This is a genomic window from Actinomadura sp. 7K507 (assembly GCF_004348425.1).
In the GTDB taxonomy this organism is placed as follows: Bacteria; Actinomycetota; Actinomycetes; order Streptosporangiales; family Streptosporangiaceae; genus Spirillospora.
The window spans coordinates 1-18885 of record NZ_SMKK01000032.1 but is presented as its reverse complement, the minus strand read 5'-3'; the positions used below and the strand labels follow the sequence as shown (position 1 = coordinate 18885).

Annotated in this window: 15 protein-coding genes and 1 pseudogene; 9 read left to right on the top strand and 7 right to left on the bottom strand. The window is 72.0% G+C overall.

Annotation, left to right across the window (positions count from 1 at the left end; translation table 11 throughout):
* Positions 1 to 42: 42 nt before the first annotated feature.
* Positions 43 to 459: an ATP-binding protein gene (locus E1285_RS10130; protein WP_132150469.1), complete on the bottom strand. Its 417-nt coding sequence runs from the start codon at positions 457 to 459 to the stop codon at positions 43 to 45.
* A gap of 98 nt (positions 460 to 557) precedes the next feature.
* Here E1285_RS10130 and E1285_RS10125 point away from each other — a divergent pair, with 98 nt between their 5' ends.
* Complete coding sequence (locus E1285_RS10125; RefSeq protein ID WP_132150467.1) at positions 558 to 1370, top strand: helix-turn-helix transcriptional regulator; 813 nt, start codon at positions 558 to 560, stop codon at positions 1368 to 1370.
* Complete coding sequence (locus tag E1285_RS10120) at positions 1367 to 1555, top strand: DUF397 domain-containing protein (RefSeq protein ID WP_132150465.1); 189 nt, start codon at positions 1367 to 1369, stop codon at positions 1553 to 1555. The genes E1285_RS10125 and E1285_RS10120 overlap by 4 nt, the downstream gene beginning before the upstream one ends.
* A gap of 29 nt (positions 1556 to 1584) precedes the next feature.
* Here the strand turns inward: E1285_RS10120 and E1285_RS10115 are convergent, their stop codons facing one another.
* Positions 1585 to 2031, bottom strand: coding sequence for a phosphotransferase (locus E1285_RS10115; protein ID WP_132150463.1), 447 nt, complete (start codon positions 2029 to 2031; stop codon positions 1585 to 1587).
* A 391-nt stretch (positions 2032 to 2422) separates the two neighbouring features.
* Entirely contained in the window at positions 2423 to 2677 is a 255-nt protein-coding gene (locus E1285_RS46510; protein ID WP_207946515.1) for a transposase, read from the bottom strand.
* Positions 2678 to 2809: 132 nt separating this feature from the next.
* Here E1285_RS46510 and E1285_RS10105 point away from each other — a divergent pair, with 132 nt between their 5' ends.
* Positions 2810 to 4372, top strand: coding sequence for an OmpA family protein (locus E1285_RS10105; RefSeq protein ID WP_165966538.1), 1563 nt, complete (start codon positions 2810 to 2812; stop codon positions 4370 to 4372).
* A gap of 20 nt (positions 4373 to 4392) precedes the next feature.
* Here the strand turns inward: E1285_RS10105 and E1285_RS10100 are convergent, their stop codons facing one another.
* The gene (locus E1285_RS10100; protein WP_132150459.1) at positions 4393 to 7851 is read right to left on the bottom strand and encodes a hypothetical protein; all 3459 of its coding nucleotides are present in this window, start codon (positions 7849 to 7851) and stop codon (positions 4393 to 4395) included.
* A gap of 348 nt (positions 7852 to 8199) precedes the next feature.
* On the opposite strand from E1285_RS10100, the gene E1285_RS10095 reads away from it, so the two are divergent.
* The 6 genes from E1285_RS10095 (at position 8200) to E1285_RS10070 (ending at position 14784) form a co-directional block, all read left to right on the top strand.
* On the top strand, positions 8200 to 8829 hold the full coding sequence (locus tag E1285_RS10095; protein WP_132150457.1) for an HNH endonuclease family protein: 630 nt from the start codon (positions 8200 to 8202) through the stop codon (positions 8827 to 8829).
* Between the two features lie 140 nt (positions 8830 to 8969).
* A complete protein-coding gene (locus tag E1285_RS10090; RefSeq protein WP_132150455.1) occupies positions 8970 to 9470 on the top strand; it encodes a DoxX family membrane protein in 501 nt (166 codons plus the stop codon).
* 60 nt (positions 9471 to 9530) lie between these two features.
* A complete protein-coding gene (locus E1285_RS10085) occupies positions 9531 to 10322 on the top strand; it encodes an SDR family NAD(P)-dependent oxidoreductase (RefSeq protein ID WP_132150453.1) in 792 nt (263 codons plus the stop codon).
* 58 nt (positions 10323 to 10380) lie between these two features.
* A complete protein-coding gene (locus tag E1285_RS10080; RefSeq protein WP_132150451.1) occupies positions 10381 to 12360 on the top strand; it encodes a serine/threonine-protein kinase in 1980 nt (659 codons plus the stop codon).
* Positions 12361 to 14178 carry a serine/threonine-protein kinase gene (locus E1285_RS10075; RefSeq protein WP_132150449.1) on the top strand — a complete coding sequence of 606 codons (1818 nt, stop codon included), beginning with the start codon at positions 12361 to 12363 and terminating at the stop codon, positions 14176 to 14178.
* A gap of 66 nt (positions 14179 to 14244) precedes the next feature.
* Complete coding sequence (locus E1285_RS10070) at positions 14245 to 14784, top strand: hypothetical protein (RefSeq protein ID WP_132150447.1); 540 nt, start codon at positions 14245 to 14247, stop codon at positions 14782 to 14784.
* A 42-nt stretch (positions 14785 to 14826) separates the two neighbouring features.
* Here the strand turns inward: E1285_RS10070 and E1285_RS10065 are convergent, their stop codons facing one another.
* From E1285_RS10065 to E1285_RS45465, 3 genes and pseudogenes are all read right to left on the bottom strand, one after another.
* A complete protein-coding gene (locus E1285_RS10065; protein WP_132150445.1) occupies positions 14827 to 16176 on the bottom strand; it encodes a hypothetical protein in 1350 nt (449 codons plus the stop codon).
* A 48-nt stretch (positions 16177 to 16224) separates the two neighbouring features.
* A complete protein-coding gene (locus E1285_RS10060) occupies positions 16225 to 17898 on the bottom strand; it encodes a Coagulation factor 5/8 type domain-containing protein (RefSeq protein ID WP_132150443.1) in 1674 nt (557 codons plus the stop codon).
* A gap of 108 nt (positions 17899 to 18006) precedes the next feature.
* A pseudogene (locus E1285_RS45465) lies at positions 18007 to 18885 on the bottom strand (hypothetical protein); the annotation flags it as partial.

Genomic DNA, 18885 nt, shown 5'->3' with positions numbered 1-18885 from the left:
CAGCGGAGGACTTGTTGCCGGGGCGGATTCGGGTCTGAACTGTCAGGCGGGCATCTGGGCCCAGACGATTTTGCCTTCGCCGGTGGAAGAGGGGCGGGTGCCTGCCTCTTTCGCGTAGGCGGAGATGAGAGCGAGGCCCCGGCCGTTTTCGGCCATGAGGTACTCAGGGCACCTCGTCGGGAGTTCGGGGGACGGGTCCCAGCACTCCAGGAGCGGTGCGCCCTCGTTCAGGGCGCAGCGGAGGCGGATCTGCTGATCGCGGGCCGCCGCGACGGCGTTGGTGACGATCTCGCTCATGACGAGGCTCGAGTCGTTGATCACTTCGCGGTCAAAGCCCCAGTTGGTCAGGGCATAGCGGACGAGTTCGCGAGCCAGTACGACGGTCGACGGCACGGCGAGCAGGGTCAAACGCACCTCGGGCAAGCCGGGCGCCGGTGTGACCAGATCAAGGTCATTCATTGAGGGCCATCCTCGGTTTACGGATTGTGCCCTCACTCTGGGTATTTATGTTTTAACCTGAAGTGATTTCAGGGTGACGCGATACAGCTGGGGGAGCGGTGAGTGTTCGAGAGTCGATCGACCCGGCGTCCTCGCTATGGGCGTGGCTGGCCTTTGACCTGTGGTTTTACCGTACGCAGCGAGGTCTCTCGCTCGCCCAGACCGCCATGATCGTCCATGTGACGCGAGCGACCGTATCGAACTGGGAGGCCGGACGTCTCAAGCCGCGCGATACATACATGAGGCGGCTCGACCAGGCATGGGACACGGGTGGTCACTTCGAGCGGCTGCACACGTTCGCGTGCAGTGGGCACGACCCGGACTGGTTCAAGCAGTACATCCAGTACGAGGAAGCCGCAGACGTTCTCAAGATGTATCACGGCAAGACCGTGCCAGCGCTGGCGCAAACGAAGGCGTACGCGGAGGCGCTCCTGAAGGCGGCCGGCCGCACCGATGAGGTTGAAGCGGAGGCCAAGGCACGCATGAAGCGTCAGAAGGTATTGCGGCGCGAGGAGCCGCCTTACCTCTGGATACTCGTTGATCAGGAAGTGCTCGAAAACGTTGTGGGTGGTCGTGAGGTGATGGCGGAGCAGTTGCGCTACCTCATCGAGCTTGCGGCGACGGATCGGATCTACGTCCGTGTCGTCCCTCGTGCTTCGGGCTGGCACCCAGGGCATGACGGTCACTTCCAGGTGATGACCATCAATGGTCGAGGTGTCTCCTACGCCGTTGCGCAGGTCGCCGGTCGGTTGATCGAAGCCGGTGACGAGTCCGCCCTTCTCGAAGTACGTTTTGATCAGATCGGGGCACTTGCCCTGCCCTGGACCGATTCGCAGACCCTGATGGAACAGATGTTGAGGACGTACGAATGATCGACTGGCGTAAGGCTTCTCGCAGTGGCGGCGGCAACGACGATGCGTGTGTGGAGCTGGCGGGCGTCAACGAGCAGGTGTGGGTGCGGGACTCCAAGGATCCGGACGGGGAGCGGCTGGCGTTCGGTCGGGACGCGTTCGCCGGGTTGCTGGAGCGCGTGAAGCGCGGAGAGTTCGGCCTCTAACAGCGGGAACCTCGCCGTCCGGTGGCGAGCTATCGGGCGCGCAGCCTCCGCACGAACTCTCGGATGCGGGGGGCCAGCCGGGCGTGGACGGGGTCGCGGTCGGCGGCCTGTAGGAGGATGGCCGCGACCGTGAGTTCGGCGAGCCGGCCTTCGGGGGTTGCCAGGATGCCGGCGAAGGTGGTCCGGACGCGTTTTGCTAGTTCAGCGACCGGAAGCGTGTAGGCGTACAGGTGGGCGGCGTCGAACCCGTAGGGAGCGAGGCCGAAGCCTTCCCAGTCGAGGATGTTCAATTCCGGCCAGGTGAGGTTGGCCCAGTGCAGGTCGCCATGGGCGAGAGTCCAGCGGCGGACCGTGGTGTCGATGCCTACATCGCCGAGGTACTGCGGGATGGTGCGGTGTATGTAGTCCTGGGTGATGACGCGTTGGCGGTTGTCCGGGGCCGGTGTGGTCGCAACCGCGTTGGTAGCCCGCTGCAAGCGTGACCACCATGCGTCGGGCAGGGGGATGTGTTCGGTGAGGTCCGGGGTCGGGGAGCAGACCGGTGCCGAAATGTAGGTGCTGAGTTCAGCTCGGTAGGCGTAGCCCACTCCGACCCAGTCGGCCGATTCCAACAGTCGGGGCCGTGGGATCTCCGTCGGCAGAGTCGCGGCGGCTTCCTCGGTGCCGGTCCAGAGTTTTCCTCCCTCCCCGCCTACTGGTGCTTCTAGCACTCGGAGCCAGGCGTTTCCGTGGGGGGTCGTGACGGGAGCGCCGATCGTCCTTCCGTCGTGGCCCCAGGCTTCGGTGGCGCCGTCCGCGGACGCACAGCCGAGCCGGTTCGCCGCGTCGGCGAAGGCAGCGTGCATTCGTTCGCGGACGTCGGGGTCGTCAGGCTCGGAGAACACGGCAGATGTCCTGGAGGTGCGTGGGCGGGATGGCTGGACGCTGGAAGCCCCTCAATCCTTCTTGCCAGTGTGCCGTAGTCGAGGCCGGGCGGTTGTGCTGCTCGACGTAGTGCCGCAGGACGCTGATGGGTGCGCCGCCGACCGATCCAGCGAAGTAGGAGCCTGACCACAGCTTGTTCGCCTGCCGCCGCCTCGCCGCCCCCGTTTTCGCTCGATGCGGGCGCTCACCCCTATGCAAGGGAGGGGATTGTGTACTCGGCGGACCCCTTGGTGCACAACTTCGGCGGCGGTAGCTTCCCTGCGGTCACCTACCGCCCTCCATCATCCGGGGACTCCTGTGCGCGTCATCGGCACCACCACCATGAGGTCCATGCGTCTCGTAGTCCTGTCCGCGGCGCTCGGGTTGGCGCTCACCGCCTGTCCCGGAGGGGACGGAGAGGAGGAAGGGGGCGGCGGATCCGGCGCCTCGTCCCAGGCGACCTTGGGGCAAAGGGAGACCGTCATCGCCCGCGAGGGGATGTTCGGCGGCCTGTCCATCACCGACACCCAAGCCAGCAAATACCGCCTGGAGCTCCTCGGCCTTGAGCGGCGGGGGGAGTTCACGAAACTGCGGGTGGCGGTCAACTACCTGGACGAAGGCGACGAGGGCACCAATCTCAGCTTCGACGGCTATCACCTGCTCGATCCGGTGGGCCGCAAGTTGTACGTCTCGATGGCCCACTACGAGCTGGGCACATACGAGCAGTACTTCACCAAGGGCGTCCGTTACGAGTCGGACATCTGGTTCCCCGCCCTTCCCCCCTCGGTCAAGCAGGTCTCGGTGCCCACGCCGGGGAGTACCGCGGAGCTGCCCGGCGTCACGGTGATCGACGGCCCGGCCGCCCTGCCGCCGGGAGCCGCGCGGCCGGGCCCCACCGCCTCCGGGACCGCCGATCCGACGCCGGGCCAGACCAAGGTGTACGGCGTCGACCAGCCGGCGCCAGGTACCGAGCCCGTCGTCAAGGACCTCTATGACCAGATCGACGGGGAGGCCGGGACCTCCACGACCGGCGGCGGGACGCAGACCGAGGACCTGCGCAGCGACGTCCTGTTCGCGTTCAACTCGGACAGGCTCTCAGGCAGGGCCCAGGGCATCCTCGACAAGATCGCGCAGGACATGGCCCAGCGTGCCGACACCTCCAAGCCGGTGACGATCGAGGGCCACACCGACGGCAAGGGAACCCCGAGCTACAACCAGGACCTCTCGGAGCGCCGCGCAAGGGCGGTCCAGGCGGCGATCGCGCCCAGGCTCGGCCAGGTGCGGTTCGCGGTCTCGGGCAAGGGGGCGGACGAGCCGCTGGCCGAGGAGACCAAGGACGGCGCCGACGTTCCGGAGGCCCGCGCCCGCAACCGCCGTGTCGAGATCAGCTACGGCCTCAAGGCCGGGGCCCCCGGAGCCGCCGGGGGATCTCCCGGCACCGGGGCCGCGGGCGGCACGGGACGTCCCGCGCAGTTCCGGGCGGCGCCGGGCGGTGTCGTCGCCGAGCGCGAGGCCGACGGCCGCAACAGCATCGGGGAGCCGGTGCCGTTCCGGCTGCGCGTCCACCCCTTCTACAGGGACGGCGCCTTCCTGGTCGGGGTGGTGGAGGTGACCAGCGAAGCCGAGGACGTCGAGCCGGCCGCGTTCGGCGGCGAAGGGATTTTCGGTGGTCAGGGGGTGAACGGGTTCAGCGTCACCGACGGCTCCGGGAAGACCTACCTGCCGGTGCTCACCGCTCCCCAGGGAAGCGATGAGGAGGGGACGTACGTCGGATCGAGCGTCCAGTACTGGCGGCCGAAGACGCCGTACCGCTCCTACGTCTACCTGACGGCGCCGCCCGCCGGGACCAAGTCCGTCACGCTCAACGCCGTGAACTTCGGCAAGATCCCGGACGTCCCCGTCTTCGACGGCTAGGCGGCGCCGGGGGTCCGCGTTCAGCGGAGTGCGGACACGGTGGCGGCGGCGCGGCGGGGGGCGAGCTCCCAGGCAGTGATCGTCTGGTCTCCGCCGGAGGACAGCAGGGTCCTGTCGTCCCGGGCGAAGTCGAGGCCGAGGACCACGTCGGAGTGGCCGGTGAGGACGGCCCATCTCGATCGGCGGGCAACGTCCCAGACGATCACCGTACGGTCTAGTCCGGCGGTGGCGAGCCGGCCGCCGGACGGGCTGAACGCGATCGCCCGTATCTCGGCCGCGTGACCGGCCAGCCGCCCGGCCCGGCGGCGGTGGCGCAGGTCCCACAGCAGGACCTGGCCGCCGCCCCCGCCCGCGGCGAGGAGCCGCCCGTCCGGGCTGACGGCGATGCTCTCCACGTCGCCGGGATGCCCGGGCAGGACGGCCGTCCGGCGCCGGTGCTCCACGTTCCAGATCGTCACCTGGCGGTCGTCGTCTCCAGTGGCGAGGATCCGCCCGTCCGGACCGAACGCGAGGCTCTTCACCAGCGGGCGCCCCCGTTTCAGGACGGCGATCTGCCGGCGGGCGGTCACGTCCCAGAGGACGACGGCGCCGCTCTGGTCCGCCGCGGCGAGCGTCCGCCCGTCCGGGGCGAGATCGAGGGCGTAGATCTTGTCGGTGTGGCCGCGCAGCGTGGCGACGCGCCGACGGTCCCGCCAGACCTGGATCAGGGCGTCGTCGCCGCCCGTGACGACCAGCCCGGGACCGTGGTCCACCACGCTCGAACCGCCCGGGTGGGCGGAAACGGTGGCCGCCGGGCGACGTGACGCCATGTCCCACCAGCGCAGCCGGCCCTCCTGGCCCACGGAGACGAACCCCTTCCCGTCGGGGCCGGCGGCGACGTCGTTGGCCCAGTCGGTGTGCCCGATGTACGGCGTCTGCCGCAGGTCCCAGACGAGGGTGGTCTGATCGAGCGCGGCCGAGGCGATCCGGGTCCCGTCGGGGCTCACGGCGATGTCGTAGATCCCGCCGGTGTGCCCGGTGAGCGTGACGATGTTCGTCCGGGAGCCGGTCTCCCAGAGCTTGACGGCCCGGTCGTATCCCGTGGAGACGAGCGTCCGCCCACCGTCGGTGAAGGCCAGCGCCGTGACCGTGTCGGTGTGCTGCATCCGCCGTGCCGGGGCCCGCTCCTCGTCGCGCTCCAGGTCCAGCAGGTGGACCTCGTTGTCGTCGCCCGCGGCGGCCAGCGACCGGCCGTCCGGGCTGAAGGCGACGGCGGTGAGCATGGCGTTACCGGCCTTCAGCGTCCGGGCCCGGCTCTCACCCGGGCGCCAGAGCGCGACGCGGCCGTCGTCGCCCGCGATCGCCACCGTGCGGCCGTCCGGTGCGAAGGCCACCTCCGTCATCGTGCCGCCGTGGCCGTCGATCTCGTCGACCTCGCGGCCGGTGGCGACGTCCCAGACGGCGGCCGTGCGGGCCGCGCCCGCGGCGGCGAGCCGGTCGCCGTCCGGGCTGAAGGCCAGGCCGTCCAGGACGCCCGTCATGCTCATCCGCCGCACCGGGGTGTGGTCCGACGTCCGCCACAGCGTGATCACGCCGCCGAGGTCCGCTGTCGCCAGCAGGCGGCCGTCCGGGCTGTACTCGAGGGTGCGGACCGCGCCCCCGGACACCGCGAACCGGTCGCGCGGGACGCCCCGTCCGGGGTCCCACGTGATCACGGCGCCGTCCTGCCCGCCGGTCGCCAACTCCCGGCCGTCCGGACTGAACGCCACCGTCTTGACCATGCCCGCGTGCCCGGCCAGCCGGTGCTGGTACGGCTGCCGTCCCGCGATGCTCAGGAGCGCGCTGCGGGCGTCGAGCGTGGGTGCCAGCCGGTGGGCCCACACCGCGCGCTCGGCCGCGCCGGGGACGTCCGTCGGCAGCCGGGCCATGGCCTCGGCGGCAAGCTGGCGGGACCGGGCGAGCCGGCGCTGGTCGTCGGCCTCGACCCGTTCGGTGACCGCCACCGTCCCCGTGCACACCGCGACGAGCAGCAGCACAGACAGCGCCGCCACCAGGCCCTGGAGGGTGCGTGTGCGGCGTTCGGCGGCGGCCTTCCCGGCCCGCTCCGCGCTGGTGGACGCGTCCAGAAAGGCACGCTCCCGCACGGTGAGGTCGTCCGGGTGAGCGTCCGCCCATTCGGTCGCCGCCTCCAGCCGCGCCCCCTGATAGAGGTCCCCCTCGTCGCGATCCATCGCGTCCCACTCGGCGGCGGCCATGCCGAGCCTGCGGTGCAGGCGCAGTCCTTCCTGGTCCGCGGAGATCCAGTCGCGCAGCCGCGGCCAGGTCCGGATCAGCGCCTCGTGCGCGATCTCGACGGTGTCCCCGTCGATGGCGACCAGCCGCGCCCGGGCCAGCCGCTCGATGAGGGCGCCGTCCCCCTCCGACCGGTGGGCGGGCCGCCGCGTGCCGTGGCCGGGTCCCGTCTCGGTGACGTTGACCATCCGGAGCAGTAATCGCCGGACGGCCTGCCGTTCCGGCTCCGGCAGCGTCCGGTAGACGCTCTCGGCCGTGTCCGCGATCGCGCCGTGGACGCCGCCCGCGGCGTCGTAGCCGGCGAGCGTCAGGTTCTTGCCCTTGCGCCGCTTCCATGTCTCCAGCAGGGCGTGGGAGATCAGGGGAAGCGCGCCCGGCTCGGTGCCGGCGTCCTGGATCACCCGTGCCACCAGTGCGGGCTCGACCATCAGCCCGGCGTTCGCGGCGGGTTTGACGATCGCCTCGCGAAGGTCCTCGCCGCGCATCGAGCCGACCAGCACGCTGGCGCCCCGCAGGGCCGCGGTCAACCCCGGGTGCTCGGCGCAGTGCCCGTAGAAGTCGGCCCGCACCGCGATGATCAGCAGGCCCGGATGGCCGAGCACGGCGTCGACGAACGCATGGCGCTCCGACGCGTCCTGGTGGAGCGTGAAGATCTCCTCGAACTGGTCGACGATCAGTGCCTCGGCCTCCGGAGGCCCCTCGGGCACGCCGGGCGTGACGACCTCCGCCCCCGGGCCGAGGCGCGGGACGACCCCCGCCCGCAGCAGCGACGACTTCCCGCTCCCGGACGGCCCGAACACGGCGACGAACCGGTTCCTGTCGAGGCAGGCCAGGATCTCGTCCACCAGCTCCCCGCGGCCGAAGAACCTCTCGGTGTCCGCCGCCTCGTACCGGGACAGCCCCAGGTACGGCGGCTCGGCAGCCGGCTCCTCCGCCTCCACGGCGAGTTCGCGGCGCAGGTCCCGCCAGGCGCGCCGCCATCGCTCCCGGTCGCCGTCGCAGGCTTCGACGTAGGCGAGTGTGACCTGGAGGCTGGGGAGACGTTCCCCCCGCGCCGCCGCGGCCAGCGCCGAGGCGGAGAACCGGGTCGTCTCGGCCAGTTGCCGGTAGCCGGGCTCGCCCGCCTGGCGCCTCAGCTCGCGCAGCTCATGGGCGAACCGCTGGAGGGGGCCGGCGTCCGGGTCAAGCGCACGCTCGGGACGGGGCACGGCCGCGCTTCCTCTCTATCCGGGTGTCGTGCGGCCCGAAGCCCCCTTGCCGCACGGCCACGGCATGCATGGAACCAATGATCACCAGATGTCACCGACGCCCTACTTTACGGCGTCTGCCTGCTTATGGAAGGACCCACGCCAGTACGGCCGGTGACGTCGTAGCAGGCCGGAGGGCTCGGGCCGGGCGGAGACGGCAGCTTTCCACCAACCGCCGGGCCGCGGCTGGGCAATGCGTGATATTTAACGGCGTTTGTCGCAAATGTCACTGTCGCAGTGCCGTCGTTTCCGCTCCCGCCCGGGGACCCCCGCCTCTGGCCGGAAACGGCTGCGGAAGGGCTCCCCCCGATGCGACGTCCCCTCCTGTTCCTGCTGCCCGCCGTACTGTCCGCGGCGCTGATCGGCATCCCGTCGGCTCCCGCGTTCGCCACCCCGCCCAACATCCCGGACGCCGCCACCGCCACGGCCCGGCTGGGCGAGCTGACGGTGGCCGCCGAGTCGCACGCCGACAGCTACGACCGCGACCTGTTCCCGCACTGGATCACCATCTCCGGGGCGTGCAACACGCGTGAGACCGTTCTCAAGCGGGACGGGACGAACGTCGGCACCGACGACTCCTGCTACCCGACGTCCGGGTCCTGGTACTCGCCCTTCGACGGCGCCACCTGGACCGCCGCGTCCGATCTGGACATCGACCACATGGTTCCGCTCGCCGAGGCGTGGCGGTCCGGCGCCTGGGCCTGGTCGACGTCCCGCCGCGAGGCCTACGCCAACGACCTCGGCGGACCCGAGCTGTGGGCCGTCACCGACAACGTCAACCAGTCCAAGAGCGACCAGGACCCCGCTGAGTGGCAGCCGCCGCGCAGCGCGTTCCGCTGCACCTACGCCCGCGCCTGGATCCAGGTGAAGTGGTACTACGACCTCACCGTCGACAACGCCGAGAAGGGCGCCCTCTCCACGATGCTCGGCACCTGCTGAGGCGGGTGCCGAAGGCGGGGCCGGGCGCCTCCCGGTCCGAGTCCGGCCCCGTCCCCCTCTCACTCACCTTCGAATCTAGTCATTGACAAGATGAGCGGCCGCGTCGTATCTTGACAGTGACTAGTTCAGAGGGGGACGAGATGGCACCATTGATCTTCTTGGTCGGAGGCACGCTGGCCGGGCTCGCGGCGGGCCGGGCGGGCGTCCGGCGGCTGCGGTCGTGGCCGGTGGCGCTGCGCGGCGGGCTCGCCCTGATGTTCACGGTGACCGGGATCGCGCACTTCGTCGGCATGCGCCAGGACCTGATCGACATGGTCCCGCCCGCGCTGCCCGCCCCGGCGCTCCTGGTGACCGTGACCGGCGTGCTGGAACTGGCCGGCGCGGCGGGGCTGCTCTGGGGCAGGACCGCGCCATGGGCCGCGGGCGGGCTCAGCCTGATGCTGGTCGGGATGTTCCCGGCGAACGTGCACCTGGCCCTCAATGGAACGGACCTCCCGTGGGACGACCGGCTGGTCCCTAGGACCGGGATGCAGGTGATCTTCCTGGCCGCCACACTCGCCGTGGCCGCGCACCACGCGAGGGAGGCCCGCCGGGCGGAGCCCGCGGACACCGGGCGGACGGCCCCGCGAGCGCGGGTGTGAGCCGGGAAGTTCAATAGACCTTTTCTAGAGATTCGTCGGTATTCGCTACGCTCCCGGGTCATGGACGAGTCGCTGAGCGTGGTCGTGACGGGCGGTAACCGCGGAGTGGGACGCGCGGTGGCCGCGGAGGCCGTCCGGCGCGGGCACCAGGTCACGATCACGTCGAGGCAGCCGGAGGCGGGGGCCGCGGTCGCGCGGGAGATCGGCGCGGAGCTCGTCGCCGGCGACCTGTCGAACCTGCGGACCGCGCGGGCCGCCGCCGGGGAGATCGCCGCGGCGGTCCCGGCGATCGACGTGCTCGTCCACAACGCCGCGGTCTGGCCCAGCCGGCGCGTCCTCAACGAGGACGGCTTCGAGGAGTCGTTCTTCACCAACCACCTCGCGCCGTTCCTGCTGAACCACCTCCTCGAAGACCGGATACGGCGGGTGGTGCAGGTCAGCGCCGGCCTGTACGTCATGGGGCGGGTCGACCCGGAGCGGACTCCGGCCGGCGGCGACTTCAGCGCCACGAAGACCTACGCCAACACCAAGCTCGCCAACCTGATGATGGTCCCGCTGTTCGCCGAACGCTGGAAGGACAGCGGCATCACCATCGACGCCGTGCACCCCGGCGTCCTGCGGACCGGTCTCGGGGAGCGCGGCGGCTTCCAGGGTCTGCTCCTGAAGACGGTCAAGCGATCCCTGAAATCCGCCGACGCGGCCGCCGAACCCGTGGCGGACCTGCTGGCCGCCGAAGGCACCGGCCGCTACTTCAACGGGCGGAGGCAACGGCCGCTCAAGCCCGTCGCCCGCGACGCGGACCTCGCCCGCAGGCTGTGGGACGACGCGGTGAAAGCCGTCGAAGTCGCCTGAGCGCAAGGACACAGGGACGTCCCTCCGCCCTTGACCGTGCCGTACGAACAGGTGATGCATGGCTCCCCTCCGCCCTGACGACCCCCGCACGATCGGCCCGTACCGGCTCGACGAACGCCTCGGCCAGGGCGGCATGGGGCAGGTGTTCCTGGCCGAGTCGCCCGGCGGGCGGCAGGTCGCGGTGAAGCTGATCCGTCCCGAGCACGCCGGCGACGCCCGCTTCCGGGAACGGTTCGCGCGGGAGGTGGAGGCCGCGCGCAGGGTCGGGGGCTTCCACACGGCCCAGGTCGTCGACGCCGACCCGGCCGCCGCGACGCCCTGGATGGCGACCGCGTTCGTCCCCGGGGCCTCGCTGCGCGACGAGGTGGTCCGCGGCGGCCCTCTCGCACCGGACCGGGTGCGGGCGCTGGGCGCCGCGCTCGCCGAAGGCCTGGCCGCCATCCACGCCTGCGGGCTGGTGCACCGCGACCTGAAGCCCGGCAACGTGATCATGTCGCCGGACGGTCCCCGCATCATCGACTTCGGCATCGCACGCGCGGCCGACGCGGCGCCGATGACGTCGGAGGGCGCCGTCATCGGCACGTACGCGTTCATGTCGCCCGAGCAGGTACTCGGCGACCGGGTGGAGACGCCGTGCGACGTGTTCGCGCTGGGCTGCGTGCTGACGTTCGCGGCCACGGGGAAGGGCCCGTTCGACGCGACGACGATCCCCGCGATCGTGCACCGCATCCTCCAGGAGGAACCAGGGCTCGACGGGGTGGACGGCGACCTGCGCACACTCGTCGCGGCGTGCCTCGCCAAGGACCCGGCGGCCAGGCCGACGACATCGACGATCCTGGAGCACCTCGCCGACCCCGCCGGGAACCCGCTTCCCGAGGTCCCGCCGCCCAGCTCACCGGACGCGCCGACGCAACTGCGCGGGACGATGGTCGCGACCCAGGTGGAGGGCGCCGGCGCCGCGACGTCCCCCGGCACGCCCGGCCGCCAGGTGCCGCGCCGCGCACTGGTCATCGGCGCGGCCGGCGCCGTCGCCACCGCCATGACCGGCGTTCCCGTCCTCCTCGCGCTGCGCGGGGACGACGAGGAACCGCCCGCCGCGAACGCCGCCGTCCCCACCCCGAAGGCGCCACTGGAGCCTTACGCCACGCTCAGCGGCCATGAGGCGGGGGTCGAGGAGGTGGCGCTCAGCCCGGACGGACGGTTCGCCGCCAGCGCCTCCCTCATCGACGACACGGTGCGCATCTGGGACGTGCGGCGCCGCGCCGTGCACCGGACGCTGCCGATCGAGGCCGGGGCCGCCGGGGTGGCGTTCAGCCGGGACGGGCGGCGGCTCGCGACCGGGAACATGAACGCGAGCGCCACGGTGTGGGACGTCGCGACCGGCCGCAGGCTCCGCGATTTCCGGGTCGACGCGTTCAACGTCAGCTCGGTCGCGTTCAGCCCGGACGGGCGGACCCTCGCCGGGGGCAACCCCGAGGTCAGGCTCTGGGACGTCCGGACCGGCCGGGTCGTCGCGGGATTCGACGCCAACGCGAAGGCGGGCATCGACTGCGTGCGGTTCAGCCCCGACGGAAAGATCGTCGCCGCGGCGTACGACGGTGGTTCCGACCCCGGGCATCGCGGTGAGGTGCGGATGTGGAACGTGGCGACCCGCCGCCGCACCGCCGTGCTCCGCAGCCCGGAGGGCTCCATGTCGTCGTTCGCGTTCGCCCCTGACGGGAGGACGGTCGCCACCGCCTGCGAGAACGCGGAGGTCACGCTCTGGGACATGGCGTCCCGCAGGATCGCGGCCTCCCTCTCCGGCCACACCGACAGGATCACCCAGGTCGCGTTCAGCGCGGACGGGAAGAGACTCGTCAGCGGCAGCCGGGACCGGCAGATCCGGGTCTGGGACGCCGCCGCCCGCCGCACCACCGCCGTCCTGAGCGGCCTCAACGGCGTCGTCTCGACGGTGGCGGTCAGCGGCGACGGCAAGACCGTGGCGGCCGGCAGCAGCGGCGGCGGCGATACGACGGTGCGACTGTGGAGGATGCCGTAAATGGAGGCGCTGCGGCCGGGTGACCCCCGGCAGGTGGGCTCATACCGGCTGGAAGGCCGGCTCGGCGAGGGCGGGATGGGCCAGGTGTTCCTGGGCTCGACACCGGGTGGACGGCAGGTCGCGGTGAAACTGATCCGCGCCGAGTACGCCGACGACCCCAGGTTCCGGACGCGGTTCGCGCGGGAGGTCGAGGCGGCCCGCAAGGTCGGCGGCTTCTACACCGCGCAGGTGGTGGACGCCGACCCTTCCGCGGAAGAGCCGTGGATGGTGACGGCGTTCGTCCCCGGCCCGTCCCTGCGCGAACTGGTCGTCCGGGACGGGCCGCTCGACCCGGCCGGGGTCCGCTCACTGGGCCGGGGCCTGGTGGAGGGCCTGGCGGCGATCCACGCGTGCGGGCTGGTGCACCGCGACCTGAAGCCCGGCAACGTGATCATGTCGCCGGACGGCCCCCGCGTCATCGACTTCGGCATCGCCCGCGCCGCCGACGCCTCCACCCTCACCGCCACCGGCGCCGCCGTCGGGACCTTCGCCTACATGGCGCCCGAGCAGATCCGCGCGGACGAGGCGGGCCCGGCCGCGGACGTCTTCGCCCTCGGCTGCGTCCTGGCGTTCGCCGCCACCGGCCGCGGCCCGTTCGACGCCGACTCCATCCCCGCGATCGTGCACCGCGTCACGTCCGCCCCGCCCGACCTGGGCGGCATGGACACCGACCTCCAGAACGCGATCGGCCCCTGCCTGGCCAAGGAACCGGCCGCGCGCCCGCCGCTCCCGCACATCGGCACCCGCCTGGCCGCCGCACCGCCGCGCCGCGTCCCCCGCCGAGCGGTCATCGCCGGGGCGGCCGGAGCCGCGGTGGCCGCCGTGGCCGCCTCGACGACCGTACTGCTGTGGCCCTCCGCCGAGAGCAAGGCGAAGACCTTCCCGCCCACGCCGCTCACCGCGCCCGCCGCGTCACAGCTGCTGCCCGGCGGTCCGGTGGCCATGTTCCAGATCGCGTTCACCACCGACAGCCTGACCCTCGTGGGAGCCGGATTCGAGGAGGTCTGGCGCTGGGACCTCACGACCGGGCAGGGCGACTCCAGCGAGGTTGGCGAAGCCTTCAGGAACATGGGCAGACCGGTGCTGAGCGGGGACGGGCGGGTCGTCGCCGGCAACACCGGCGCGGTCATCGAACTGCGGGACGCCGCGACCGGCCGCGTCACCCGCCGGTTTCCCGGGTCGTTCTCCGCGAAGGGCCTCAGTCCCGACGGGCGCAGGATGGCCGTGCGGGGCCGCGACCTGACGGTGAAGATCCTCGACGCCCGCACGGGCCGTTCCGTCCGCGACATCACCCCCGTGTCGAGCGTCCCCGACATCCTGAAGTTCAGCCCGGACGGGCGGCTCCTCGGGGGCTGCGGCGCGGGCGGGAGGAAGCTGGAGGTCTGGGACCTGGAGTCCGGCCGCCTGATCGGTACATCGACGGGCCGCCATCAGAGCAGCCGTGTGGAGTTCTCCGCGGACGGCTCACTCGTCGCCGGAGCCGCGTCCCGGGACGTCCTGCTCTGGGACGTGTCCGCCGTATCCGAGGAGCCCACGGTCTTGGAGGGGCACCGCGAGGAGGTCACGTGCGTGGCGTTCAGTCCGGACGGACGCGTCCTCGCCAGCGGTTCGAAGGACAGCTCCGTCCGCCTGTGGGACACGCGGACGAAAAAGCCCATCGCCACGCTGGGCGGCCACACCGCCGAGGTCGCCGCAGTCGCGTTCGCCCCCAACGGCCGCATGCTCGCCGCGGCCACCGGCACCGCCAGCGGCGCCACCCGCCTCTGGCGCTACCCGTGACACACCGCGGTGTCGGAGCCCGGAGCTAGGCTGCCCGGGTCATCGCTCAACGCGGAAACGGAACCCATGACGACCCTGAGGCAGCTTCGCAAGACGGCGCTCTCCCTGCTCGAGACCGCGGAGGAGAGCATCGGCCCCGGTGCGGTCGCGTTCACGGTGTCCGGCGAACGCTTCGCCGCGCTGGACGGGGAAGGCCGGGTGCACCTGCACCTGCTCGATTCGGACGCGGACGAGGTGCTGGCGGCGCACCCGACCGCCGAACGGCCGCCCCGCCGCGCGACGGAGACCGGCGTGCGCGTCCCGATCGGAGACGTCGACGGGCAGCAGCTCAACCACTGGGTGCGCCGCGCTTGGCTCGCCCGTGCGCCGGAACGGCTCGCCGCCCAGGCCACGGCGGGGGACACCGTCCTCCCGGGCGAGGTCGGCGACCTGCCCCGGGCCATCGGGCGGCCCGCCACGCGGGCCCTCGCCGGTGCCGGGATCACGACGCTCGCCCAGGTCGCGGAGCTGACGGACGGCGAGCTGCTGGCGATGCACGGAGTCGGTCCGAAGGCCGTCCGCCTGCTCGGCGAGGCGCTCGCCGAGACCGGACATCGGCGTCCGTGACTCCACGGATCCGGGCGGGGGCGAGCTGATCGTCAGCCGCGGTCAGAAGGAGAAGCCGCCGCCGCTGTAACCGCCGCTGTGCCCGCCCCCGCCGTCGTACCCGCCGCCGTCGTGGCCGCCCACGTCGGAAGGGCTGGTGGGCCAGGAACCGGCGGGGCCACGGCGGGAATGCGGAGTGCGCGTGTAGGAAGGCGCGGGATGGGGGTCGGGGCGGCCGGAGTTGTACGCGGCAGTGCGGACGCCCTGGTCGAGCGGGTCTCGCCACTTCGTCCGCCTGTGGCGCTTGACGACGCAGAAGGCGGTCAGGAGGGAGCCGTCCGGGTCGGCGTCGTCGTAGCGCTCCCATTGCTCGGTGGCGAAGAAGAACGCCGCCTTCTGCGCCTCGTCCAGGCCGGAGGGGAGGTAGCCGGCCTCGACGGCGGCGGCGAGCATTTCCGCGTCGCCGTACAGGGCGCTCCGGCACACGTCGTCGCGGCCCACCGGGTGGTCCAGGTGCCGCAGGGCCTGCCTGCATTCCCGGGTGAACTCGGGCGGGGCCCCGATGGACAGGCCCTCGCGCAGCGAAGCCACGACGCCGTGCGGTCCCCAGATACGGGTGATAGGCCCGACGAGGTCGGGCCGGCCCTTCAGCAGCGCGAGCAGGACTTCTGGCACCTTCGTTCGCCAGGGCGGCTCCTCGTCGGGTGGCGGTGGAAGGCTGGGGAGGTGCGGGTTGGCCAGCAGCACGCGGGTGAGCAGGGTCGGGCTCGTGTGCCTCCACAGGCGGTAGGGCCTGGGCGAGCGGGTGGCGTCCGAGTGCGTCGCGAAATGGTGCCCGTCGTGGACGGCGGAAGAGAACGCCGAACGGAGAGCGTCCAGCAGGTCGGGTTGCCCTGTCCGGGCCAGCAGGTCCGACAGCGGGCCGAAGCCGGTGGGGTGCGTGTCCTCCTCGGCCATCGCGGTGTGGACGAGCCAGCAGGCAAGTTCCTGGTGTGACGCGTTGACCGGCCCCGGAAGGGCCGGCTCGGGGGCGTCCAGGAACGCGACGATCCGGGGGGCGGGATCCTCGGCCGGGTCGAGGAGGAAGGCGGTGACCGGGGACGGCGTGGGGAGAGGGGCGAGCGAGGCGAGGGGCGGCTTGCCGGTCTCGCCCACGGTGGCGGTGCAGAAGACGGCCAGCAACTCCCGCAGGGCGAACGGATTGGCGGCGGCCTCCCGCGCGGCCCGCAGGGCGATCGAGGACGCACGGCTTCCCTCGGGCGCCGTCCAGAGGGTCCGGGCGAGCGCCCGGAACGCCCTGGGGCGGGAGGACAGCGCGCTGTCCTCGGTGAAGCCGCGGGCGAGCCGGTGCCTGACTCGTCTGGCCTGCACCCATGCCGCGAGCGGGCCAGGATCCTGCCGATCGGCATCCATGACCAAAAGTGTCGCCAACGTCGGATAAGTAGCGCTATGCCTTTTCCGCTAGGTCCCGTGGGTTTCGGTGCGGTGCCACATGCCGAGGTAGGTCTCGGCGCCGCGGGCCAGGTCGTCGATGATCTCCTGGCCGCCGAGGTTGCCGATGTCGGCGAGCCAGTCGGGGACGAGGCCGTAGTTCGCGACGCCCTCGGTGTTGAGGTCCCAGGTGCGCGTCCCGGTGCGCTGGCGGTCGAGCCTCACCGAAGCGTCGAACGGCGAGGTGTACGGGTAGCGCAGCGGGTTCGCGTCGCTGTTCTCGCGCGGCGGGGGCAGGGCGCCCATGCCGTTGGCGTCGAGGCCGTACCCGTAGCCGAAGGCGCGGCCGGGGTCGCGGAGTTCCTTGTTCCGCTTCCATTCCGCGATGAAGCCGTTCCCCGCGTGGCCGTAGCCGGTGACCATGCCGCCGAGCCGGTAGATGCGGGGCAGGTAGGTCTCGTCCGTCCAGCTGTGGGACGAGATGACGCCGGAGTACCGCGCGTCCTCCAGCAGGCCGAGGGTCTCGTCGGCGGCCTTGGCGCTCATGTGGTCGACCTCGACGATCATGTTGCGTTCCATCATGCCCCGCACCATGTGCTCGCCGAGGTCGGTGAGCCCCCGGACGTTGCAGTGCGGAGGGCTCGGATACAGCGGCAGCGTGACGCCCGCCTGGCCGAGCAGCCGAAGCAGGTCCTTGAGCGAGTCGCCGATCCCGCCCGCCGGCAGGAGCGTGTTGTCCCGTGCCGGGCCCGTGCACTTCTCGACCTGCCAGAACCGGCCGGTGCCGAGGAAGTTCCCCGCGTTGATGAACGCGCCCGTGGTGCCGCCGTCGAAGCGCACCCCGCACAGGGCGTTGTCGAACTTGTGGCACACGAACATGGAGGACACGCCTAGACGCTTCATCTCGTCCAGGCCCCGGTCGATGTCCTGGCGGGTGCACTGCGACCCGTCGCCGATCCTGCGGCAGCCGAACGGTTCGGAGGCTTCGACGCCGAGGACGACGGCGAGCTTCCCGTCCTCGATCACCTCGCGGGCCTCCGCCGAGTCGCGCACGATGCGGAACCAGCCCTTGCCGGGCCCGCCGCTGCGCCGGTCGATCCCTTCCTCCATCTCCCGCATCCGCTGCGCCTGGAGCCGGACGACGTCCATCTCGTCGCACGCGTTGCGCTTCAGCGGGTAGATCTCGCAGAGCTGCCGGTTGGCGACCAGGTGGTTGACGAGGATCCGCTGCCCGGCGCGCCAAGAGCGTTCCAGCCACGTGTAGTGGGCCTGCTGGTGGGTGCGTGAGTCCCACGCGGGCCAGTCCTTGAACGTCGGCCAGCCGGCGGGGTCGTGGTTGCCGAACGGCGTGCCGTGCCTGGTGAAGTTCTCCCACCAGGCGAAGGCGCCGTTCCCCGCGTGGTCCGGACAGTCCCGCAGCGCCTCCTGGATGCCGCGCGGATCGAACGGCTTGCCGCACATCAGGCTCCCGCCGAACGCCTCGTACGCCATCAGGTGGGTGTGGGCGTCGAGGTAACCCCGCACCTCGCCTGCGGGAGTCGTCCCGGTGAACGGGGCCGCGGCGGTGCGGACGGCCGTCGGCTGCGCGGTGCTCATCGGCTGCGCGGTGGTGGTCGCCTGCGCGGCGGGAGAGAGGAAGGAGGCGAGCAGGACGAGGGTGAGCGGCACCGATGCCGCATGTCGGAGGGAGCGGCTGAAGGGCATCCGGCACCTCGCGCGAGGGGGTGGTCCAGCGGGGCGCCTGCTATATGCCCGTTCTCGACAGAAAACGAACAACCCTCACGTTATTGGTTCCAGGGGAACTGGACACGGTCAGCAGCGGACGATCCTGTCCCCGTCGTCCTGGGTGAACGTCGGGCATTCGGCCGGCCTGCTGGAGGGCGGGGGCGGGGAGGTGGCGCCCGTCGGTGGCGGTGTCGGCCGCGGCGACGTGCCGGGGAGGACGGTGACCGTCGGCAGCGACCCCTGCGTGTAGGCGCCCACCGACTCGGGGGAGACCGGCTCGTCCTCGATCCGCACCTCGCCGACGGCCGGCGGCGAGACCGGGGACACCAGGTACCGGCCGGGCCGCAGGGGCGCGTCTGCCGGGATGGTGGACGTGACAACGCTCGCGGACTTGGTGGACCGCCAGCCGCCGGGCAACTTCCCATGCTGCGTCTCACCGGTTTCGTTCCACTGGCTGGGGAAGGGCGTGCCCATCCCCGTAGGCAGGGTTCCGGCGGCCGCGGGAGGGATTCGGTAGAAGCCGATTCGTACTGCCGGACCGGATCGGCGGCCCAGGCGGATGGCGTGCTTGATGGGCGGGTTCAGGGCGGACATCTTCGCGGTGATGGAGAGCTTCGTCCCCCGCCTGATCCGTGCCGGCTCGACGGTGAGGTCGTACGCCACGCTCGGTCCCCTGTCGGCGCGGAACGGCGCTGGATTGCGGAAGCCGACCCGCAACTGGCCGGTGACCCGGCCGCCCACGGTCGTCGGGGCCGGGCTGCCGCCGGACGCACCGGCACTGGGGCCGACCTCCGTCGGGGTGCCCGATCTCCGCTCCGCCACGGCGATTCCACCGGCGGTGACCGCGGCGACGGCGACCACGGCGGCCGCACCGGCGGCCGCCTTCGTCTTCCCCGCGCGGCGGACGAACCCCCGGCCGTGCTGCGCCGCGGCCCGGCCCGGCTCGGCGGCGGCTCCCTGCTGGAC